Here is a 17,844-nt window from a genome sequence, read left to right on the forward strand (position 1 = left end):
CCTGCATTCCCCGACAGCAGGTGTCGGGGAATGCAGCCGTTTTTAGTGCTGCAGGATTTTCTCGAGGAAATGCTGCGCGCGTTCGGAGCGTTGGCTGATGGCGCCGAAAAACTCTTCCTTCTTGCAGTCTTCGATGATCTTGCCGGCGTCCATGAAGATCACCCGGTCGGCCACTTTGCGGGCGAAGCCCATTTCGTGGGTCACGCACATCATGGTCATGCCTTCTTGGGCCAGTTGCACCATCACGTCGAGCACTTCGTTGACCATTTCCGGATCCAGCGCCGAGGTCGGTTCGTCGAACAGCATGACGATCGGGTCCATCGCCAGCGCACGGGCGATCGCCACACGCTGTTGCTGACCGCCGGACAGTTGACCCGGATGCTTGTGGGCGTGAGCCGACAGGCCGACGCGCTCGAGCAGTTGCAGGCCCTTTTGGGTCGCCTCTTCCTTGCTGCGGCCCAGCACCTTGATCTGCGCGATGGTCAGGTTTTCGGTGATGGTCAGGTGCGGGAACAGTTCGAAATGCTGGAACACCATGCCGACGCGCGAACGCAGTTTCGGCAGGTTGGTCTTCGGATCGGCAATCGACGTGCCGTCGACCACGATGTCGCCCTTCTGGAACGGTTCCAGTGCGTTGACGCACTTGATCAGGGTCGACTTGCCCGAACCGGACGGACCGCAGACCACGATCACTTCACCCTTTTTGACCTCGGTGCTGCAATCGGTCAGCACCTGGAAGTCCCCATACCACTTGTTGATGTTCTTGATAGAGATCATACGGCGAACCTTTTTTGCAGACGCTTGACCAGCACCGAGGCGGCAAAGCTGATGGTGAAGTACACGAGACCTGCGAAGATCAGGAACTCATTCGAGCGGCCAATGATGTCGCCACTGGCGCGCGAGGCGTTGAGGAAGTCCACCAGGCCCACGGTGTAGACCAGCGAGGTGTCCTGGAACAGGATGATGCTCTGCTGCAGCAGCAGCGGGGTCATCTTGCGAAACGCCTGGGGCAGGATGATCAGGCGCATCATCTGGCCGTAGGTCATGCCCAGTGCCTGCGCGGCGCCCATCTGGCCTTTGGGAATCGACTGCACGCCAGCGCGGACGATTTCGCAGAAGTAGGCCGCTTCGAACATCATGAAGGCCACGATGCACGAGGTGAACGCGCCGATCGGGGTGTCTTCGCCGGTGATCCAGCGCAGCACGAACGGCACTGCCAGGTAGAACCAGGTGATCACCAGCAGCAGCGGGATCGAACGGAAATAGTTGACGTACGCGCCGGCGATGTTCGACAGCAGTTTGCTGTGGGACAGACGCATCAGCGCGAGGATGGTGCCGAGGATGATCCCGCCGACCACGCCCAGCGCCATCAGCTTGAGGGTCATCAGCATGCCGTTCCACAGGCCGGGAATGGCCGGAACGATGCCACTGAAATCGAATTCCATTATTTACCCCCCACGGAGATCAGGCCGGGCACGGCGACTTTCTTCTCGACCATGCGCATCAGCAGCATCAGGCTCATGTTGAGGGTGAAGTAGATCAGGGTCGCCAGGGTGAAGGCTTCAAACAGGTTGGCCGAGAATTCGGCGGTCTGTTTGGTTTGCGCCAGCAGCTCCATCAGACCGATCAAGGACGCCACGGAGGAGTTCTTGAACACGTTCAGGAATTCCGAGGTGAGCGGCGGAATGATGATCCGGTAGGCCTGGGGCAGCAGCACGTTCCAGTAGATCTGCGGCAGCTTGAAACCCATGGCGCGGGCGGCGGATTCCTGGCCCCGAGGCAGCGCCTGGATACCGGTGCGAACCTGTTCGCAGACCCGGGCGGCAGTGAACAGGCCCAGGCACACGACAACGCTCAGGTAGGCCGAGGTGGTCGGGTTCAGGTCCTGCTTGTACCACTCCTGCAGATCCGGCGGCAGCAGGTCGGGTACCAGGAAGTACCAGATGAACAGTTGAACCAGCAGCGGCACGTTACGGAACAGTTCGACGTAGCAGGTCGCGATGCCCGACACGATGCGGTTCGGCACGGTGCGCATGATGCCCAGCAGCGAGCCGAGCAGCAGGGCGATGATCCAGGCCACGATGGCGATGGCGATGGTCCAGCCCAGACCGGAAATGAACCAGTCGAGATAGGTCTCGCTGCCCACGCCGGTGGACTTGAAGAACACGCCCCAGTCCCAGTTGTAATTCATTAGGGTCTCCCCTTGATTCGATCGATGTACAAGTGCCCGCCTGGGGAAGTTCCATTCCCGCCCGATTCGAAAACCGGGCACACGCGATCGGCTCGACAGCCACCGGTTCGAGTGTTTCCAGAAAATGCCAGCAGGGAGTGACCATCCCCTGAAAAGGCAGGCGCCTTTTCAGGGGATAAGGTTAGTCAGAAATCAGGATTTCTTGTCGTCAGCCGCTTTGTCGGTCGGATTGGCGATCAGGGCCTTGAGCTCGTCGCTCATCGGGAAGTTCAGGTTCAGGCCTTTTGGCGGAATCGGCTGCATGAACCACTTGTCGTAGATCTTGTTGATCTCGCCCGACTTGTAGACGGCAACGATGGCGTCATCCACAGCCTTTTTGAACGGCTCGTCGCCCTTGCGCATCATGCAGCCGTAGATTTCGTACGACTGTGGAGTGCCGGTTACGGCCCAGTCATCGGCTTTCTTCGCTTTGGCTCGTTCGCCGGCCAGCAGAGCGTCGTCCATCATGAACGCCACGGCACGACCCGATTCCAGCATCTGGAAGGATTCACCGTGGTCCTTGGCGGAGATCACGTTCATGCCCATCTGCTTGTCGGCGTTCATCGCCTTGAGGATGCGCTCGGACGTGGTGCCGGCGGTGGTCACGACGTTCTTGCCTTTCAGATCGTCGAAATCCTTGTACTTGGAGTCAGCCTTGGACAGCAGACGGGTACCGATTTCGAAGATGCCGACGGAGAAGTCGACCTGTTGCTGACGCTCGACGTTGTTGGTGGTGGAGCCGCACTCGACGTCCACGGTGCCGTTCTGCACCAGCGGGATACGGGTTTGCGAGGTCACGAGGTTGTATTTGACCTGCAGGTTTGGCAGGTCCAGGTCTTTCTTGATCGCTTCGACGATGGCCAGCTGGATATCGTGGGAGTAGCCGACCGGCTTGCCGGTAGCATCAGCGATGTAGGAGAAAGGAATGGAGGCGTCACGGTGGCCCAGGGTGATGACGCCGGACTCTTTGATCTTCTTAAGGGTGCCGGTGAGTTCGGCAGCGAAAACTGGTGTGCTGATCAGAGCGGCAGCAATGGCTGCGCCCAGGATATGGGGAACGATGCGCATCAAATTTTCCTCGACATTGTTTTTTTTATGGAGCCGGTTGAGCGGGCCCTTTGTACTTCGAATGCCTGACGGCTCCTGTTGTGTTGGCGCAACGGGCATTCGTCGAAGGAGTGTAGAGCATGAGTCGTGCCAGACCAGTCGCTACAGGCTAATCAATTGATTTATATGGATATTAAAGTTTTGTGATGGCGGTTTTTCGTGGATCTGATCCGGTTAACCGAATTGACCGTCAAGTCGCGTTCGGAAAACCGAACGTCTCGGCGCGCCTTGTTTCAGCCTGACTGCAAAAAGCCCCTGAATCTTTCGATTCAGGGGCTTTTTGTTCAATGACGAACGGATCAGGCCGCTTCGATCTTGCTGCGGTTCTGCTCGACCTTGTTCAGGTACGTGGCCAGTCGTTCCTGTTCGGCCGCCGTGGTGAACAGGCCCAGTTTGCTGCGGCGCCACAGAATGTCATGTGCGGTGGTGGCCCACTCCTCGCTGCACAGGTAATCGACTTCACGGGTGTAGAGCCCGCCGCCGATGTGTTCGCCCATGTCGGCCAGGGTGTCGACGCCTTCGAGCATGCGCCAGGTGCGGCTGCCGTAGGTGGTGGCCCAGCGGCGGGCGATTTCGGTCGGTACCCAGTCGAACTTGTCGCGGATCAGCGCGCTCAAGGTCTGTGGCGTGGTCATGTCCTCGCCGCCGGGCAGGGTGGCGGTGGCCGTCCAGCTCGGGCGCATCTGGGTGAAGTACGGCATCAGCTGCGCCATCGCCGACTCGGCGAGCTTGCGGTAGGTGGTCAGCTTGCCGCCGAACACGGACAGCAGCGGCGCTTCTTCGGTGCTGCCGGACAGCGCCAGGGTGTAGTCGCGAGTCACGGCCGAAGGATTGTCGGACTCGTCGTTGCACAGCGGGCGCACGCCCGAGTAGGTGTGCAGGATGTCGTCACGGCTGATCTGCTTCTTGAAGTGGGCGTTGACCACTTTGAGCAGGTAATCGGTCTCGCCGTCGGTGATCGCCACTTTGGCCGGGTCGCCGGTGTACTCGCGGTCGGTGGTGCCGATCAGGGTCAGGTTGTTCAGGTACGGAATGGTGAAAACGATGCGCTGATCTTCGTTTTGCAGGATGTGCGCGTGATCGCCTTCGTACAGTTTCGGCACGATGATGTGGCTGCCCTGGATCAGACGGATGCCGTACGGCGACTCCATCTTCAGGTCGTCGCGGATGAACTTGGCGACCCAAGGGCCAGCCGCATTCACCAGCGCTTTGGCGGTGATCGAAAACAGGCTGCCATCGGCGCGTTCCAGATTCAGATGCCACAGGCCCTTGGCGCGGCGGGCACTGACGCAACGGGTCTGGGTGTGAATGTGTGCGCCTTTTTCACGGGCGGCCATGGCATTCAGAACCACGAGGCGGGCGTCGTCGACCCAGCAGTCGGAATATTCGAAGCCTTTGCTGATTTCGCTCTTGAGTGCGCTGTCGGCGCCGAACTTCAGGCTTTTCGAACCAGCCAGTTTTTCGCGCTTGCCGAGGTGGTCATAGAGGAACAGGCCCGCGCGGATCATCCACGCCGGGCGCAGGTGCGGACGGTGCGGCAGCACGAAACGCATCGGCTTGACGATGTGCGGGGCCTTGGCCAACAGCACTTCGCGTTCGGCCAGGGCTTCACGTACCAGACGGAACTCATAATGTTCGAGATAGCGCAGGCCACCGTGGATCAGCTTGCTGCTGGCCGACGAGGTGTGGCTGGCCAGATCGTCCTTTTCGCAAAGGAACACCGAAAGACCGCGACCGGCGGCATCCGCTGCGATCCCCACGCCATTGATCCCGCCGCCAATGACGGCGATGTCGTAGATCTCGGAGATAGGGGGCGTACGCAAGGTAGAGGTGGACATCGGCAGGCCTCGGGCTCTTTTGATTGTCTGTCTTGGAAATCGAACATGAATGTTCATTTGCGAAAATGGTAGCCCATAAAGACGCGCGCAGCCAGTCGACTTCGATTGAAAAAACTCATCGAAGGGCCGAAAAAGGAAAATATTCGAACATGAAATGCGCGTTAGAGCACTGATCGTTCCCACGTCGAGGCGTCGAACCGTCTGCGTGGGAATGCATACATTGACGCTCTGCGTCGGCGTCTGAATGGGACGCAGAGCGTCCCGGGCGGCATTCCCACGCAGAGCGTGGGAACGAGAATTCGCCGGGAGGGCGTTAGGCGGGAGAGGGTTAAACGACTTCCAGACGAATCTTGTGCTGGCTCAGCAGTTGCGCCAGGGCCGGCACCGGTTGTTGGTCGGTCACCAGGCAATCGATCAGGCTGATCGGGCCGAGGCGGATCATCGCGTTTCGTCCGAACTTGCTGGAGTCCGCCGCCAGGATCACCTGCCGGGCATTGGCGATGATCGCCTGGGACACCCGCACTTCCTGGTAATCGAAGTCGAGCAGGCTGCCGTCTTCGTCGATGCCGCTGATACCCACCAACGCAAAGTCGACCTTGAACTGGTTGATGAAGTCCACGCTCGCCTGACCCACCACGCCGCCGTCGCGGCGCACGTTGCCGCCGGTCAGCAGTACATCGAAATCATCCTTGGCACTGAGCATCGAAGCGACGTGCAGGTTGTTGGTGATGATCTTCAGATGACTGTGGTTGAGCAGGGCGCGGGCGATCGATTCGGTCGTTGTGCCGATGTTGATGAACAATGAGGCGTGATCGGGAATCTGCGCGGCAATGGCTTCGCCGATGCGTTGCTTTTCATCGCGCATCTGATCGGCGCGCATCGCGTAGGCGGTGTTTTCGACGCTGGAATCATAGGCGGCGCCGCCGTGGTAGCGACGCAGCAGATTGGCTTCCGCCAGCTGATTGATATCGCGGCGGATGGTTTGCGGGGTAACAACGAACAGCGTGGCCATTTCCTCGATGCTCACATAGCCGCGTTCGCGGACCAGCTCGAGGATTTGCTGCTGACGGGGAGGCAGATTCATGGGGCTTCCTTTGGGCTGCCGTGCAAAATTTGCCCATGATGCCGCAGGAATCTCCTCCCGACCAGTTACATACAGATACGAGTACTCAGGTTGGCTTATTCAGCGTCCTCACGCGCCCAATCGCGGGTACGGCTGACGGCTTTTTTCCAGCCTTTGTACAGTTTCTCTTTCTCGACTTCGTCCAGGCTCGGTTCGAACTCGCGCTCGATCACGGCTTTGCCGCGCAGTTCTTCCAGGCTGCCCCAGAAACCGCACGCCAGGCCGGCCAGATAAGCTGCGCCGAGCGCCGTGGTTTCGCGCATTTTCGGACGCTCGACCTGGGTGCCGAGGATGTCGGCCTGGAACTGCATGAGGAAGTTGTTCGCCACCGCACCGCCGTCCACGCGCAGGGCTTTGAGGCGTTCGCCGGAGTCCTGCTGCATGGCGTCGAGGACGTCGCGGGTCTGGTAGGCGATCGACTCCAGCGCAGCGCGGATGATGTGATCCACACGCACGCCGCGAGTCAGGCCGAACAGGGCGCCACGGGCATACGGGTCCCAGTAAGGTGCGCCGAGACCGGTGAAGGCCGGCACCAGGTACACGCCGTTGCTGTCCTTCACTTTATTGGCGAAGTATTCGGTGTCGTGGGCGTCGTTGACGATCTTCAACTCATCACGCAGCCACTGCACGGTGGAGCCGCCGTTGAATACCGCGCCTTCCAGGGCGTAAGCCACTTCGCCGCGCGGGCCGCAGGCGATGGTGGTGAGCATGCCGTGCTGGGATTTCACTGCTTTGTCGCCAGTGTTCATCAGCAGGAAGCAACCAGTGCCGTAAGTGTTTTTCGCCTGGCCCGGCTCGACGCACATCTGACCGAACAGCGCAGCCTGCTGGTCGCCGGCGATACCGCCGATGGCGATGCCGCTTTTGGTACGACCGTAGATTTCCGAGGAGGCTTTGACTTCCGGCAACATTTCGCGCGGGATGTCGAGGATCTCCAGCATCTTCGCGTCCCACTCAAGCGTGTGGATGTTGAAGAGCATGGTGCGCGAGGCGTTGGTGTAGTCGGTGACGTGAACCTTGCCGCCGGTGAATTTCCAGATCAGCCAGCTGTCGACGGTGCCGAACAGCAGTTCGCCGTTGCGCGCCCGTTCACGGCTGCCTTCGACGTTGTCGAGGATCCACTTCAGTTTGGTGCCGGAGAAGTACGGGTCGGTGACCAGGCCCGTGGTGTCACGGATGTAGTCTTCATGACCGTCGCGCTTGAGCTGCTGGCAGATCTCGGTGCTGCGGCGGCACTGCCAGACGATCGCGTTGTACACCGGGCGGCCGGTGGTCTTGTCCCAGACCACGGTGGTTTCACGCTGATTGGTGATACCGATGGCGGCGACCTGGTCATGGTGTAGGCCGGCCTGGGCCAGGGCCTCGACCATCACCGCGCTCTGGGTGGCGAAGATTTCCATCGGGTCATGTTCGACCCAACCGGCTTGCGGGTAATGCTGGGCGAATTCGCGTTGTGCGGTGCAGACCACGTTCGCGTCGCGGTCGAAAATGATCGCGCGGGAGCTGGTCGTACCCTGATCGAGGGCAATGATGTAGTTCTTATTCTGAATGTCGGTCATGTCGATTGCCTTGGACGAAATAAGGGAGAGTGGGCCGTGGCGCGGGCTCTAAAGGGCAGGAGCCCGCGCCGACTGTTTCAAGAAGTTCTTGGTTTGCCGTCAATGGCCGGTTCTGCATCCTTTGTAGCAGGTGTGGCGCCGGTCAGGTGACGGGCTATCAGCCCGCGATACCCGGCAGCGCCGAGGCAGGCACCGACAATCGGTGCAAAAATCGGAATCAGGAAGTACGGGATTTCACGTGCGCCGGTGAAGGAAATTTCACCCCAGCCGGCGAAGAAAGTCATCAGTTTCGGACCGAAGTCCCGGGCCGGGTTCATCGCGAAACCGGTCAGCGGGCCCATCGAGCTGCCGATCACGGCAATCAGCAGACCGATCAGCAGCGGCGCCAGCGGGCCTTTCGGCAGGCCGTTGTTGTCGTCGGTCAGGGACATGATCACGCCCATCAGGATCGCGGTGATGATCACCTCGACCAGGAACGCCTGGGCAGTCGATAGCGCAGGGTTCGGGAAAGTGGAGAACACCGACGCCAGTTCCAGGCTGGCTTCAGTGCCACGAACCATATGGTGAGTCTGTTCGAAATCGAAGAACAGGTTGCTGTACAGCGTGTAAACCAACAGCGCGCCGCAGAAGGCGCCGGCGACCTGGGCCAGGATGTAGAACGGCAGTTTGCGCTTTTCGAAGTCGGCGAAAATGCTCAGGGCGATACTGACGGCAGGGTTCAGGTGCGCGCCGGAAACGCCGGCGGTGAGGTAGATCGCCATGCTCACGCCGACGCCCCAGATGATGCTGATTTCCCACAGACCGAAGCTGGCGCCCGCGACCTTGAGCGCGGCGACACAACCCGTACCGAAAAAGATCAGGAGGGCAGTACCCAGAAACTCGGCCAGGCACTGGCTCGAGAGCGAAGGTTGCTGTAACGCAGTTGTCATTGAAAACCTCGGTTTTTGTTGTTGTCTGGCGCATTGCCGACAGGGCAAGGCGCGATTTTCGCCGAGGCAGGATCCCCATCCTGTTCCCGGTTTACTGCTGGATGCTGCGATGACGATAATTCTTACATTATTCAGATTCGAAAAAATATAGACAAGAAACAAACCTGTCAAAGGTCGAAAGTGAACCATCAGTCACAAATAAACTATCAGTCATGTGAATGATCCTGTGGGGCGCCCGGCCTGCGCGGTGGTTATCGGCCTGTAAACCCCGGGAAACGTGGCCCGTGGTAGAGCCTTTTGCACAGCGATGGCCTAAAATCCGCCGCAGGTTTTTTTGCCACTGCCGAGCCCGGAGCTGCCATGACCCCTGCGTTGGACTTGTTGAAAAAAGTTCGTGCCGAACATCGCGTGCACAGTTACGAACATGACCCGAAGGCCGCGTCGTATGGTCTGGAGGCCGCGGAAAAACTGGGACTCGATCCGGCGCAGGTGTTCAAGACGCTGCTGGCGGCCAGTGAGAAGGGGGAGTTGCTGGTGGCGGTGGTGCCGGTCGTCGGAAGTCTCGACCTCAAGGGGCTTGCCCACGCCGCCGGCGTGAAAAAAGTCGAGATGGCCGACCCGGCCGCCGCGCAACGTTCCACCGGTTACCTGCTGGGTGGCATCAGCCCGCTGGGGCAGAAAAAGCGCCTGCGGACCTTCATCGATAACTCGGCCCAGCCTTTTGCGACGATTTATGTCAGCGCCGGTCGGCGCGGGCTGGAAGTGGAACTGGCACCGGCGGCCCTGGCAGAACACACACAGGCGAAATTTGCCGACATCGGTCGCCCTTGACGTCTGTATGAAGAAAATTGGCCGGCACTGTCACTGGCGCTGATCCGGCCCGCGCTGCATGCTCGTTCAACTTGCACAGGGAGAAGGTTATGCAGCTCGAGTTTCATCAGGTCGACGCGTTCAGTGATCGGCCGTTCAGTGGCAATCCGGCAATGGTTTATCGGCTCGACGCGTGGCTCGCGGACGAACTGATGCAGAAGATCGCCGCCGAGCACAATCTGGCGGAAACCGCGTTTCTGGTGCGCGAAGGACAGGCGTGGCACATCCGCTGGTTCACGCCGACCACCGAGGTGCCGCTGTGTGGTCATGCAACGCTGGCCAGCGCCTATGTGCTGTTCGAGATCTATAAGGAAAGCGCCGAGCGTCTGGACTTCACCTGCAAGTCCGGGCCGTTGAGCGTCAGCCGCGAAGGTGGCAGGTTGTGGCTGGATTTCCCGGCCATCGAAACGGTGGAAAAAGGCGTGACCGTGGAGATCGAGCGGGCATTGAATGTTCAGGCAGTGGATGTTCTGAGTTCCAACGAGCTGTTCGTGGTGCTGGAGTCCGAGCAGGCGGTGCTCGATTGCCAGCCGGACATGGTCGCCCTCGCCAAATTGCCGTGGTTGGGCGCGATCGTCACCGCCCCGGGCAATCAGCATGATTTTGTCTCGCGCTATTTCGCTCCGGCTATCGGCATCAATGAAGACCCGGTGACCGGTTCGACCCATTGCAGCCTGATTCCGTACTGGTCGAAACGTCTGGGCAAATCGAGCCTGAGCGCCTGCCAGCGTTCGGCGCGGGGCGGTGAGCTGTTCTGTCGGCTGGAAGGCGAGCGGGTGAAGATCGGCGGGAATGCGACGCTGGTGGCCAGCGGTACGTTGATGCTGGGTTGAGAGCAAAAAACAAGGGAGCCATCAGGCTCCCTCATTGTTTTTGTATCGATCAGTGCGCAGTGCCATAGCGGCGAACGCCGCTTTCCAGCGCTGGAATCTGCGCGGCAGTGCTGCCGGAGGCCTGGAACAGCACCAGGTGTTCGGCCGCCACCCGAATCCCGACATCCGCACCCACCTGATGATCGGCGTGGCTCGGGAAGATCGATTCCAGCTGTGCGCCGGTCGGCAGTTGCAGGCGATACAGAGTCGAGGCACCGAGGAATGTCTTGCCGACGATCCGCGCTTTCAACCCACTGTCCGGTGCATAAACGATGTCATCCGGACGCAGCAGCACATCCACCGCGCCACCGATCGGCCAGGTGTAGGCGCGGTTGCCGCGCAGTTCGCCGAGTTCGGTTTGCACCGATTCCGGGCTGCCGAGCTGGCCGCGAATGAAGTAACCCTGACCGATGAAGCTGGCGACGAAGGGTGTCGCCGGTTCGTGGTAGAGGTTGTAGGGCGTGTCCCACTGCTCCAGCCGGCCTTCCTTGAACACGCCGACGTGATCGCTGACGGCAAAGGCTTCTTCCTGATCGTGAGTCACCAGAATCGCGCTGGTGCCACGGGCCTTGAGGATGTCGCGCACTTCATGGCTGAGCTTGCGTCGCAACTCGCCATCGAGGTTGGAGAACGGCTCGTCGAGCAGTAACAGCTGCGGCTCCGGCGCCAGGGCGCGGGCGAGGGCGACCCGTTGTTGCTGGCCGCCGGACAGCTCATGGGGGAAGCGTTTGCCGAGGTTCTTGAGGTTGACCAGTTCCAGCAGCTCTTCGGTCACGCGCTCCTTGTTCGGGTGCTTGCGGATACCGAAGGCGATGTTGTCCGCGACACTCAGGTGCGGGAACAGCGCGTAGTCCTGGAAGACCATGCCGATCCGGCGTTTTTCCGGGGCGAGGGTGAAACCGGCGCTGGAGATCACCTCACCGCCGAGAGAGATTTCCCCTTCGTGCACCGGTTCGAAACCGGCAATCGCGCGCAGGGTGGTGGTCTTGCCGCAACCGGACGAGCCGAGCAGGCAGCCGATGTCGCCGGCGTTGAGGTGCAGGTTGAGGTTCTGCACCACACGTTGATCTTGATAGCCGCAAGCGAGGTTGCGCAGGTTCAGCAGTAATTCATGACTCATGCGTGGTGATATGCCGGTTCGACAAGGAACTCGAGCAGGGCCTTCTGTGCGTGGAGACGGTTTTCTGCCTGATCCCAGGCGACGGAGCGCGGGTCATCGAGCAGGTCGAGGCTGATTTCCTCACCGCGGTGAGCGGGCAGGCAGTGCATGAATAGCACGTCATCGGCGGCCAGGTCGAGCAGGGCACGGTTGACCTGAAACGGCGCAAACAACTTCAGACGCTTGGCGGTTTCCTCTTCCTGGCCCATGGAGGTCCAGACGTCGGTGCTGACCAGATGCGCGCCGCGCACGGCGTCTTTCGGGTCGCGGACGATGGTCACGCGGTCACCGGCCTTGGCCACGAATTCGGGGTTTGGCTCATAGCCTTCCGGGCAGGCCACGCGCAACTGGAAGTCGAACTGGATCGCCGCTTCTATATAGCTGTTGCACATGTTGTTGCCGTCGCCGATCCAGGCCACGGTCTTGCCCTGGATCGAGCCACGGTGCTCGAGGAAGGTCTGCATGTCGGCCAGCAACTGGCACGGGTGCAGGTCGTCGGACAGGCCGTTGATCACTGGCACGCGGGAGTTGGCGGCGAATTCGGTCAGGGTGCTGTGGGCAAAGGTACGGATCATCACCGCATCGAGCATGCTCGACATGACGATGGCGCAGTCGCCGATCGGCTCGCCACGGCCCAGCTGGGTGTCGCGCGGCGACAGGAAGATCGCCTGACCGCCGAGCTGGATCATGCCGGCTTCGAAGGAGATGCGTGTGCGGGTCGAGGACTTCTCGAAGATCATCCCCAGGACGCGGTTTTTCAGAGGCTCGAACAGTACGCCGCGGTTACGCAGGTCCTTGAGCTCAACGCCTCGACGGATCACGCTGACCAGCTCTTCGGGCGTGCAATCCATCAGGGAGAGAAAGTGCCTTGCGCTCATCATTGACTACCTTTTTGCTACAGACCGCAGATGCTCAAAGCCTTGTTTATCGGAACAACGGGCGAGACCTGCGGCGTAAGCCGCACGGGGGCGACGAAATAGGGGAAGGCGCGATATTGACACTAAATGTCGCGTTTTTCCAATAGGCTACGGTTTCTGCAGAAATGCGCCGGGTTGTCAGCAGCGCGAACGCTGTGATTTCCGGTCAGTTTTCGAGGGGGCCGCGAGGCCTTTGTACACTGGCCCCACCGGGCTTGGCAATCCGGCGCGGCGGGGATGGCATCGCCCTGGTCGGTTTGCGACCGGTGAGCCACCGGTTCGCTTGGTCGGATGCACGGGTTGAAACATTTGCTAAAGCAAAGTGCTGGGTTATAAATAAATCATGAGCGACGCAGGAAGCCTCCGCATGGAATCGAAAGAACAACTGTTAATGGAACTGCTGGGCCACACGGCACGCTCATTGACCCACCTTACCGCCTCGATGACCTCGATGTCCTTCGAACTGATGCGCAGTGAAGACGACGTGGTCAAGGCCGCCAGCCGGCAGATGATCGACCGCATGGCGACCATCAGCGCCGGGCTCGACGAGCATTGGCGACTGATCGGCGAACTCACCGGCGTCCACATCGCCCAAGAGCAGATCGAGACTATCCAGGAAATCCAGCTGGCCGCACCACCCCAGCTTCCGGCGAACTGACGCGGGTCTATCGGCCGGCCTGATGGCCGCCGATTCACAAGACGAACGTCGCTGGCGCTGCATCGGGTCGCGGGCCATAGTTTTGTTCCCGCAGGCGTGATTGCCTGCCCCGAACAAGACAGAGACTGGCCATGACCAAGACTCTCCATCACCGTGCCTGCCACCTGTGTGAAGCCATCTGCGGCTTGACCATCGAAACCACCGAAACCGACAACCAGGTGCAGATCACCTCGATCAAGGGTGATGCCCTGGACACGTTCAGTCGTGGGCACATCTGCCCCAAGGCCGTGGCGCTGCAAGATATCCAGAACGACCCGGATCGCCTGCGCCAGCCGATGCGCCGGGTCGGCAGCGAATGGCTGCCCATCGAGTGGGACGAAGCGTTCGAACTGGTCGCCGAAAAACTCTCGGCGATTCAGGAGCGTCATGGGCAGAACGCGGTTGCGGTGTATCAGGGCAACCCCAGCGTGCATAACTACGGGCTGATGACCCACAGCAATTACTTCCTCGGCCTGTTGAAAACCCGCAACCGCTATTCAGCGACATCGGTCGATCAACTGCCCCATCACTTGACCAGCTATCTGATGTACGGCCACGGCTTGCTGCTGCCCATTCCGGATATCGATCACACCGACTTCATGCTGATCCTGGGCGGCAATCCACTGGCGTCCAACGGCAGCATCATGACCGTGCCGGATGTCGAGAAGCGACTGAAGGCGATTCAGGCCCGGGGCGGCAAAGTGGTGGTGGTCGATCCTCGGCGCAGCGAGACGGCGGCGCTGGCCGATCAGCATCTGTTCGTGCGTCCGGGGGGCGATGCGGCGTTGCTGTTTGGCGTGCTCAATACTCTTTTCGCCGAGGGGCTGACCTCGGACAGCCATCTGCCGGTGGACGGTCTGGACGAAGTGCGCGCGGCGGTGGCGGGTTTCACCGCTGAAACCATGAGCCCGTTGTGCGCGGTTCCCGCCGAACAGATCCGTCAATTGGCCCGGGACTTCGCCGCGGCGCCAAGCGCCGTTTGCTACGGCCGGATGGGGGTTTCCACTCAGGCTTTCGGCACGCTGTGCCATTGGCTCGTGCAGTTGATCAATCTGGTGACCGGCAATCTCGACCGCGTTGGCGGTGCCTTGTGCACCGAGCCTGCGGTGGATCTGGTGGCGTCCACTTCGGGCGGGCATTTCAACAAATGGCAGAGCCGCGTGTCCGGGCGCCCTGAATACGGCGGCGAGTTGCCGGTCTCGGCGCTGGCCGAAGAAATGCTCACCGAAGGCGAAGGTCAGATCCGCGCGCTGATCACCGTGGCCGGCAATCCTGTCCTGTCCACGCCCAATGGCCGGCAACTGGAGCAGGCGCTGGACGGGCTGGAGTTCATGGTCAGTGTCGATCTGTACATCAACGAAACCACGCGCTATGCCGACCTGATCCTGCCGTCGACTTCGGCGCTGGAGAACGATCACTACGACACCACCTTCAACCTGTTTGCGGTGCGCAACGTCACTCGTTTCAACCGGGCGATCCTTGCCAAACCCGAAGGTGCGCTGCATGACTGGGAGATTTTTGTTGGCCTGGCCAAGGCCTTTGCCGCGAAGACCGGCAAGGAGCTGAAACCGACGATGCCGCCGGCGAAGATGATCGACATGGGATTACGCATGGGCGCCTATGGCGATGCGTCCGAGCATAAATTGTCGCTGGCGACGCTGTTCGATCATCCGCACGGCGTTGATCTGGGAGCGCTGAAACCCAACCTGACACCACGATTGAAGACCGCCAATCAACGAGTCCAGGCGGCGCCGCCGGAAATCCTGGCCGACCTGGCGCGCTTCGCCGCGTTGCGGGCGCCAGCCACCGATGAGCTGTTGATGATCGGCCGCCGTCATGTACGCAGTAACAATTCGTGGATGCACAATTACCATCGTTTGGTGAAGGGCAAGCCGCGTCATCAGTTGCTGATGAATCCGGACGATCTCGCCAGTCGCGGGCTCAGTGATGGCCAGCTTGTGCGCGTGAGTTCACGGGTCGGGCAGATCGAGGTCGAGGTGCTGGGCAGTGCGGACATGATGAAAGGCGTGGTCAGCCTGCCGCACGGATGGGGCCACGCCCGGCCGGGTGTGCAGATGGCGATTGCCAGTGGGCAACCCGGCTCCAGCGCCAATGACCTGACCGACGAATGCCAGCTCGACGAGCTGTCAGGCAACGCGGCGCTCAATGGTGTGCCGGTGACCGTGGCGGCGGCGTGAGCATGTCTGTCGGGGAGACCGAGCAGGGCGCTCGGGATTCCGTTACAATGCGCCACCGTGCCGACCCATGAGTCGGAAAGTTCAGCCGAGGTGCTCCATGGATATCATCGAAACGATTAAAGAGCAGATTGCCAACAACACCATTCTGCTTTACATGAAAGGCTCGCCGAATGCCCCGCAGTGTGGCTTCTCCGCGAAAGCTGCGCAGGCTGTGATGGGCTGTGGCGAGAAGTTCGCCTACGTCGACATCCTGCAGAACCCGGAAATCCGTGCCAACCTGCCGAAGTACGCCAACTGGCCAACTTTCCCGCAGCTGTGGGTAGCCGGTGAACTGGTCGGCGGCAGCGACATCATGGCTGAAATGTTCGCCAACGGTGAGCTGCAGACCCTGGTCAAGGAAGCATCCGCCAAGGCGGCTGCGGCCAAGTCCGAAGCCTGATTGGTTTCTGTCCGGACTTCGGCAATCCCGAAGTCCAGGCAATAAAAAGCCCCGCCTCTCCAAAGAGGGCGGGGCTTTTTAGTGTCTCGAGTTCAGCGCTGGCTAATTACTCGTCTTCGCCCATCTGCGATTGCAGATAGTTCTCGAAACCGACTTTGTCGATCAGGCCCAGTTGGGTTTCCAGCCAGTCGATGTGTTCTTCTTCGGACTCGAGAATGTCTTCGAGCAGTTCACGGCTGCCGAAGTCACCCACCGATTCGCAATGCGCGATGGCGGCTTTCAGGTCAGCGTGACCGGTCTTCTCGATGCGCAGGTCGCACTCCAGCATTTCCTGGGTGTGCTCGCCGATGTGCAGCTTGCCCAGATCCTGCACGTTCGGCAGGCCTTCGAGGAACAGGATGCGCTTGATCAGCTTGTCCGCGTGCTTCATCTCGTCGATGGATTCGTGGTACTCGTGTTTGCCGAGCTTGTTCAGGCCCCAATCTTCATACATGCGTGCGTGCAGGAAGTACTGATTGATCGCGACCAGCTCATTGGCAAGGATCTTGTTGAGATGCTGGATGACTGTTACGTCGCCTTTCATGATGGGAGTCCTGCCCTAAGTAGCGGTATATAAGGCAGAGTTTGAGCTTGGTGTTTATAAGTGTCAAACCTAAGTTATTGAATAATAAATGAAAATTAATCGGAATAAGAATGTTTGTGTTCCGCGTCTAGACGCTAAGCAGTTGATTTTCAGGCATAAAAAAAACCGGACATAAGTCCGGTTTTTCGAATTCGGGATAATTACGCGGCGGTAAATTCTGCCGGGTAGGGGATCGCAGCCTGGGCGGTTTGCAGCTTGGTCAGGGTTTCGCGAACCACTTCCTTTGCCAGGCATGCACATTTGCCGCATTGACTGGCGACGCCGGTGGCCTGACGGACTTCTTTATAGCTGCAGCAACCTTCATAGATCGCTTCGCGGATCTGTCCGTCGGTGACGCCAGTGCAGAGGCAAACATACATAAGTGAGAACCGTCGCTGGTTGTGACTCAATTGCGATGGATCTTAATGTTAACGAGAATGATTGTCAAAGTGCTTTCCCAAGGGTTTTCGTCGCCAATGGCTGTGACTGACGAACGGTGGTACATGGCTGAATGCCAGCCGGGATTTCGCGAAAAACCTTTAAGGACAGTCGAAAAACGCAGTGTATGATGGTCGGCCCTTGCGAAGGGGGTTCGTGTCACAGGGCTGTCGCCTGAGGGTGGCAGGCTGGCGCGAGCCCTGAACTTCAAGTTTCTACACCAGGAGATATCAATGAGCGTACTCGTAGGCAAACAAGCCCCTGACTTCACCGTCCCGGCCGTACTCGGCAATGGCGAGATCGTTGACAGCTTCACCCTGTCCTCGGCCATCAAAGGCAAATACGGCCTGGTGTTCTTTTACCCGCTGGACTTCACCTTCGTCTGCCCGTCCGAGCTGATCGCTCTGGATAACCGCATGGCCGACTTCAAGGCGCGCAACGTTGAAGTGATCGCTGTGTCGATCGACTCGCACTTCACCCACAACGCCTGGCGCAACACCCCGGTCAACAATGGCGGCATCGGCCAGGTGAAATACACCATGGCTGCCGACATGAAGCACGACATCGCCAAGGCCTACGACGTTGAGTCCGAAGGCGGCGTGGCTTTCCGTGGCGCGTTCCTGATCGACGACAAGGGCGTTGTCCGCTCGCAGATCGTCAACGACCTGCCGCTGGGCCGTAACATGGAAGAGCTGATCCGTCTGGTCGACGCGCTGCAATTCCACGAAGAGCACGGCGAAGTCTGCCCTGCCAACTGGAAAAAAGGCGACAAAGGCATGAACGCTTCGCCAGAAGGCGTGGCGGCTTACCTGACCGAGAACGCTGCTGCCCTGTAAGGCGTAACGT

The 17,844-nt window shown here is 59.9% G+C and carries 18 protein-coding genes; 6 read left to right on the forward strand and 12 right to left on the reverse strand.

Annotated elements, in window-relative coordinates; genetic code table 11:
• Nucleotides 1–42 precede the first annotated feature (42 nt).
• The 8 genes from ACKJSM_RS00815 to ACKJSM_RS00850 all read right to left on the reverse strand — a co-directional run bounded on the left by ACKJSM_RS00815 (nt 43) and on the right by ACKJSM_RS00850 (nt 8,786).
• On the reverse strand, nt 43–777 hold the full coding sequence (locus ACKJSM_RS00815; protein WP_236181280.1) for an amino acid ABC transporter ATP-binding protein: 735 nt from the start codon (nt 775–777) through the stop codon (nt 43–45).
• Nucleotides 774–1,445, reverse strand: a complete 672-nt coding sequence (locus ACKJSM_RS00820; protein ID WP_236181281.1) for an amino acid ABC transporter permease — start codon at nt 1,443–1,445, stop codon at nt 774–776. Before ACKJSM_RS00820 ends, ACKJSM_RS00815 begins: the two co-directional genes overlap by 4 nt.
• On the reverse strand, nt 1,445–2,191 hold the full coding sequence (locus tag ACKJSM_RS00825; RefSeq protein ID WP_007953174.1) for an amino acid ABC transporter permease: 747 nt from the start codon (nt 2,189–2,191) through the stop codon (nt 1,445–1,447). The genes ACKJSM_RS00820 and ACKJSM_RS00825 overlap by 1 nt, the downstream gene beginning before the upstream one ends.
• A 192-nt stretch (nt 2,192–2,383) precedes the next feature.
• Entirely contained in the window at nt 2,384–3,298 is a 915-nt protein-coding gene (locus ACKJSM_RS00830) for a glutamate/aspartate ABC transporter substrate-binding protein (RefSeq protein ID WP_236181282.1), read from the reverse strand.
• 338 nt (nt 3,299–3,636) lie between these two features.
• Nucleotides 3,637–5,175: a glycerol-3-phosphate dehydrogenase gene (glpD, locus tag ACKJSM_RS00835; RefSeq protein WP_410236417.1), complete on the reverse strand. Its 1,539-nt coding sequence runs from the start codon at nt 5,173–5,175 to the stop codon at nt 3,637–3,639.
• Nucleotides 5,176–5,503: 328 nt separating this feature from the next.
• Nucleotides 5,504–6,259: a DeoR/GlpR family transcriptional regulator gene (locus ACKJSM_RS00840; RefSeq protein ID WP_007953179.1), complete on the reverse strand. Its 756-nt coding sequence runs from the start codon at nt 6,257–6,259 to the stop codon at nt 5,504–5,506.
• A gap of 95 nt (nt 6,260–6,354) precedes the next feature.
• Nucleotides 6,355–7,857 carry a glycerol kinase GlpK gene (gene glpK / locus ACKJSM_RS00845; RefSeq protein WP_236181284.1) on the reverse strand — a complete coding sequence of 501 codons (1,503 nt, stop codon included), beginning with the start codon at nt 7,855–7,857 and terminating at the stop codon, nt 6,355–6,357.
• A 77-nt stretch (nt 7,858–7,934) separates the two neighbouring features.
• The gene (locus ACKJSM_RS00850) at nt 7,935–8,786 is read right to left on the reverse strand and encodes an MIP/aquaporin family protein (protein WP_007953183.1); all 852 of its coding nucleotides are present in this window, start codon (nt 8,784–8,786) and stop codon (nt 7,935–7,937) included.
• 360 nt (nt 8,787–9,146) lie between these two features.
• Between ACKJSM_RS00850 and ybaK the strand changes: the two genes are divergently transcribed.
• Together ybaK and ACKJSM_RS00860 are read left to right on the forward strand one after the other, a co-directional pair.
• Nucleotides 9,147–9,617 carry a Cys-tRNA(Pro) deacylase gene (gene ybaK, locus ACKJSM_RS00855; protein WP_410236418.1) on the forward strand — a complete coding sequence of 157 codons (471 nt, stop codon included), beginning with the start codon at nt 9,147–9,149 and terminating at the stop codon, nt 9,615–9,617.
• Between the two features lie 89 nt (nt 9,618–9,706).
• Nucleotides 9,707–10,489, forward strand: coding sequence for a PhzF family phenazine biosynthesis protein (locus ACKJSM_RS00860; protein ID WP_236181285.1), 783 nt, complete (start codon nt 9,707–9,709; stop codon nt 10,487–10,489).
• A gap of 49 nt (nt 10,490–10,538) precedes the next feature.
• Here ACKJSM_RS00860 and ACKJSM_RS00865 read toward each other — a convergent pair whose 3' ends face one another.
• Together ACKJSM_RS00865 and argF are read right to left on the reverse strand one after the other, a co-directional pair.
• Nucleotides 10,539–11,648, reverse strand: coding sequence for an ABC transporter ATP-binding protein (locus ACKJSM_RS00865; protein ID WP_236181286.1), 1,110 nt, complete (start codon nt 11,646–11,648; stop codon nt 10,539–10,541).
• Complete coding sequence (gene argF, locus ACKJSM_RS00870; protein ID WP_039765834.1) at nt 11,645–12,565, reverse strand: ornithine carbamoyltransferase; 921 nt, start codon at nt 12,563–12,565, stop codon at nt 11,645–11,647. Before argF ends, ACKJSM_RS00865 begins: the two co-directional genes overlap by 4 nt.
• A 406-nt stretch (nt 12,566–12,971) precedes the next feature.
• Here argF and ACKJSM_RS00875 point away from each other — a divergent pair, with 406 nt between their 5' ends.
• From ACKJSM_RS00875 to grxD, 3 genes are all read left to right on the forward strand, one after another.
• Entirely contained in the window at nt 12,972–13,262 is a 291-nt protein-coding gene (locus tag ACKJSM_RS00875; RefSeq protein ID WP_236181287.1) for a hypothetical protein, read from the forward strand.
• Nucleotides 13,263–13,393: 131 nt separating this feature from the next.
• Nucleotides 13,394–15,499 carry a molybdopterin oxidoreductase family protein gene (locus ACKJSM_RS00880; protein WP_410236419.1) on the forward strand — a complete coding sequence of 702 codons (2,106 nt, stop codon included), beginning with the start codon at nt 13,394–13,396 and terminating at the stop codon, nt 15,497–15,499.
• Nucleotides 15,500–15,596: 97 nt separating this feature from the next.
• Complete coding sequence (grxD, locus tag ACKJSM_RS00885) at nt 15,597–15,938, forward strand: Grx4 family monothiol glutaredoxin (RefSeq protein WP_039765841.1); 342 nt, start codon at nt 15,597–15,599, stop codon at nt 15,936–15,938.
• A gap of 106 nt (nt 15,939–16,044) precedes the next feature.
• Here grxD and bfr read toward each other — a convergent pair whose 3' ends face one another.
• Both bfr and ACKJSM_RS00895 read right to left on the reverse strand, forming a co-directional pair.
• Entirely contained in the window at nt 16,045–16,521 is a 477-nt protein-coding gene (gene bfr / locus ACKJSM_RS00890) for a bacterioferritin (protein ID WP_410236420.1), read from the reverse strand.
• Nucleotides 16,522–16,721: 200 nt separating this feature from the next.
• Nucleotides 16,722–16,940, reverse strand: coding sequence for a bacterioferritin-associated ferredoxin (locus tag ACKJSM_RS00895; protein ID WP_007953193.1), 219 nt, complete (start codon nt 16,938–16,940; stop codon nt 16,722–16,724).
• Between the two features lie 291 nt (nt 16,941–17,231).
• Between ACKJSM_RS00895 and ACKJSM_RS00900 the strand changes: the two genes are divergently transcribed.
• Nucleotides 17,232–17,834 carry a peroxiredoxin gene (locus ACKJSM_RS00900; protein WP_007953195.1) on the forward strand — a complete coding sequence of 201 codons (603 nt, stop codon included), beginning with the start codon at nt 17,232–17,234 and terminating at the stop codon, nt 17,832–17,834.
• Nucleotides 17,835–17,844: the final 10 nt, after the last annotated feature.

Source organism: Pseudomonas sp. PHC1, from assembly GCF_046487845.1.
Taxonomy (GTDB): domain Bacteria; phylum Pseudomonadota; class Gammaproteobacteria; order Pseudomonadales; family Pseudomonadaceae; genus Aquipseudomonas; species Aquipseudomonas sputi.